The organism is Solemya elarraichensis gill symbiont (assembly GCF_002021095.1).
Classification (GTDB): domain Bacteria; phylum Pseudomonadota; class Gammaproteobacteria; order Chromatiales; family Chromatiaceae.
Genome location: NZ_MPRK01000198.1, coordinates 1 through 3,212 on the forward strand (window position 1 = coordinate 1; position 3,212 = coordinate 3,212).

General features: G+C 52.6%; 6 protein-coding genes. All 6 read right to left on the reverse strand.

Annotation, left to right across the window (positions count from 1 at the left end; translation table 11 throughout):
- The coding region (locus BOW51_RS08900; RefSeq protein WP_135568191.1) for an aminotransferase class I/II-fold pyridoxal phosphate-dependent enzyme at positions 1–562 on the reverse strand (562 nt) is incomplete at its 3' end.
- 33 nt (positions 563–595) lie between these two features.
- Positions 596–1,378 carry an HAD family hydrolase gene (locus tag BOW51_RS08905; RefSeq protein WP_078477417.1) on the reverse strand — a complete coding sequence of 261 codons (783 nt, stop codon included), beginning with the start codon at positions 1,376–1,378 and terminating at the stop codon, positions 596–598.
- 6 nt (positions 1,379–1,384) lie between these two features.
- Positions 1,385–1,873 carry a thioredoxin gene (gene trxA / locus BOW51_RS08910; protein ID WP_078477418.1) on the reverse strand — a complete coding sequence of 163 codons (489 nt, stop codon included), beginning with the start codon at positions 1,871–1,873 and terminating at the stop codon, positions 1,385–1,387.
- 59 nt (positions 1,874–1,932) lie between these two features.
- Positions 1,933–2,130: an Alvin_2107 family globule sulfur oxidation protein gene (locus tag BOW51_RS08915; protein WP_043116870.1), complete on the reverse strand. Its 198-nt coding sequence runs from the start codon at positions 2,128–2,130 to the stop codon at positions 1,933–1,935.
- Between the two features lie 238 nt (positions 2,131–2,368).
- Positions 2,369–2,731 (reverse strand): sirohydrochlorin chelatase, encoded by a 363-nt coding sequence (locus tag BOW51_RS08920; RefSeq protein WP_174564744.1) that lies wholly within the window; start codon positions 2,729–2,731, stop codon positions 2,369–2,371.
- Positions 2,731–3,212, reverse strand: a 482-nt coding sequence (locus BOW51_RS08925) for an aminopeptidase N C-terminal domain-containing protein (protein ID WP_135568192.1), incomplete at its 5' end; no start/stop codon positions are given. The genes BOW51_RS08925 and BOW51_RS08920, both read right to left, overlap by 1 nt.

The following is a 3,212-nucleotide window of genomic DNA, read 5'->3' on the forward strand; positions in this document are numbered from 1 at the left end:
GCAGTGCCTCCAGCTCTTGTGGTGTATAGACAGCGCCGGTCGGGTTGGCTGGCGATGCAACCAGCAGCGCGCGGGTTTTATCACTCCAGAAACGCTCAACCATTTCCGGCGTGACAAGCCAGCCCTGCTCTTCACTGAGAGGCAGCGACACGGGCACACCGTCACTGAGAAGAACAAAATTGCGGTTACAGGGATAACCGGGATCAGGCAGCAAAACCTCTTCGCCCGGATCAACCAGCGCAGACATCAGCATCTGCAGGCCTGTCGATGAACCGGGAGTCACTATGATGCGTCCTGCATCGACCGGTGCGTTATGTACACGCGCATACCAGTCAGACAGGGCATGGCGCAGTTCAGGCAGACCGAGTGCAGGGGTGTAGTGTGTTTTGCCCTCGTTAAGGGCCTTGTGACCAGCTTCGATGATGGGATCGACAGTGACAAAATCGGGCTCGCCGATCTCCATGTGAATGATGTCCCTGCCTGCAGCTTCGAGCTCGCGTGCACGCGCCAACAGGCGCATGACGTGGAATGGCTCAATCTTCGTGGTTCTGTGTGCCGTCATTACGATACTCTCGCCCCGCTGTAAGGGAAGTAATCAGCCGGCCTCAGCAACAACTCCTGAGTGCAGTTTCTGAATTCCGGAGAGATCAATCATATCACCAGCCGGCTGCATGCCGGAGAGATACTGGAATGGATTACCGGGTTCGCCAAGATGATCGACAACCATTGTTGCATCGGAAAAATCGTGCGACAAGGTATAACCATTGGCTGTAATGATAATGCTGTTGATACCTGCATCCCTTGCCGAACGCAAACCCATGGCCGAATCTTCGAGAGCGACGCAATTGTCGGCGGACAGATTCATCTGCTCAAGGGCGTAGGTATAGATATCAGGTGCCGGTTTTTTCGCCTTGACGATGTCACCTGCGGCGATCAGTTCGAACCAGCCGATGCTCTCCGCGCCAAGCGTGCTTTTCAGCAGCCACTCGACATTGTCGGGAGTCGTGGTCGTGGCGATCGCCATGCGCATTCCAGCAGAACGCGCTTCGCGCAGTATGCGTTCGATACCGGGACGCAGGAGAATCAGGCCATCCCTTAGCATACCGACATAGTGTTCTGTCTTGGCTGCATGCAGCGAAATGATCATTTCGCCAAGATCGACATCCTGCGGTACGTTGGGATTCTCGGTTTCGACGAAGTGGTGCATACGCTCCTTTCCGCCGGTTACCTTGAGCAGTTCCCCGTAGAGTTCGACCGACCAATTCCAGTCCAGCCCTGCATCTGCGAATGCCCGGTTGAATGCAACCCGGTGACCATCACGCTCAGTATCCGCGAGGGTACCATCGACATCAAATAGCAATGCCTCAAGTGTACGCATACTGAATTACCCCTGGTTACCTGACTCTTCTTCTGCAATCTGCTTGCGGACGTCATCCATATCGAGTGAACTTGCACGATCAATAACGTCAACCAGTGCCGACTCGGGCAATGCACCAGCCTCGTTTAAAAGGATGATCTGGTCGCGAAACATCATCAAGGTAGGAATTGAGCGGATCTGGAAATGTGCTGCAATCTCCTGCTCATCTTCCGTGTTGACCTTGGCGAAAACGATATCCTCATACTTTTCTGATACGGTTTCAAAAGTGGGGCCAAAGGTTTTACATGGACCACACCAGGGTGCCCAGAAATCGATTAGGACGAAGGCATTACCTGTAATGGTCTCTTCGAGGTTCTCTTTTGTCAGCTCAATGACTGCCATGATCTTCTCCTGCGTATTCTGTAGCGCCGCTCCATGACATCCGGCGACCCACAGGGAGGTGGGAAGTGCAGGAGATTTCCGGGAGAAATCCCTGCCATACCATACATCCTGCATATAAAATAACAAGGCCCCTATCAAGGGGCCTTGTTCAACCAGTTTTCAACCAGTCTGAATTAACTTTTCGCCCAGTTGGCAAAGTTGTCAGAGCTTTTTTCTTTACCGTCGCCATAACCAGCCTCGTAAGCTTCTGTCAGGCGTTGCTCTTCACGCTCCGGGTTCTGCAGAAATCCTGCTTGCCAACCCTGGATGTACTCTTCATCACAGCCCATCTCTTCCATCTTGGTTACTGCATCATAATAAGTCTGGTTCATAGTATCCGGTCTCCGAAGTCTCATTAACCTTGTCAAAAAACCACCCGGCGGGAAAAATTGCCCGGTAGCCAGTCAATCGAAAACCCGGATTATATGTCCGGGTTATTTGCTATTCAAGCTTGTTCAACAGCGATAAGGATTAGAATACGCTGTTTTGCTGATAAATGCCACTATTTTTGCACTCCTGCTAGAGGCAAAAGCCTGTTGCAGCGCACAATTTTAAAAGTGTTGTGTAGCCTCAGGATTTAGCCAAATTCAGCAATAACGGCAGCATTGCTTTGGAGGAGCCAGCATAGCCTGCGAGATGGATTTCGACACCGGGACGTCGTACCAGTGCCTTGTCAATTTCTGCAGGGATATCAGTCGCTACATGGCGTCCGGCAGAGAGAAAATAGGGTAATACCGTGACATGACCTGCGCCCTGATCGATCACATCGACGATGGCATCAGGAATCGAGGGTTCTGCCAACTCGAGAAACGCGGCACAGACAACAGCAAAACTGCCCCCTGCAGACTCGTCCAGGCGTGCCACCAGTTCACGCACCTCTTCATTCGAGGCTTCCCGGCGGCTACCGTGAGCAACAACAACCAGTGCTTTCATCAGGTAAGACTCCTGTTAACGATTTCGCTGACATCTCTGCTGATAGCCGGAATCGCGGCGATGCGCTCCAGTTGGGCCTTCATCAGGGCGCTCCTGTTTTCATCATAACGCCGCCAACGGCTCATGTGACGTACGAGACGAGCAGCCACCTGCGGATTCTTGTCATTCAATTCAATCACAAGGTCCGCAAGTAAAGTGTAGCCAGCGCCATCAGCCCGATGAAATGCCACCGGATTATTCATGGCGAAACTGCCAACCAGGGCACGCACACGGTTTGGATTGGTGAGCGTGAATGCCGGATGCGACATCAGTGCGGTGACGGCCTCAACTGTTTCGACAGTTGGAACCGAGGCCTGCACACCAAACCACTTGTCCATTACCAGCGGCATATCAGACCAGCGCTTTTCGAAATCTTTCAGCAAACGCTGCGATAGCGGCTGCCAGCAACGCTGTACCGTAATAGACAACGCTGCCATGACGT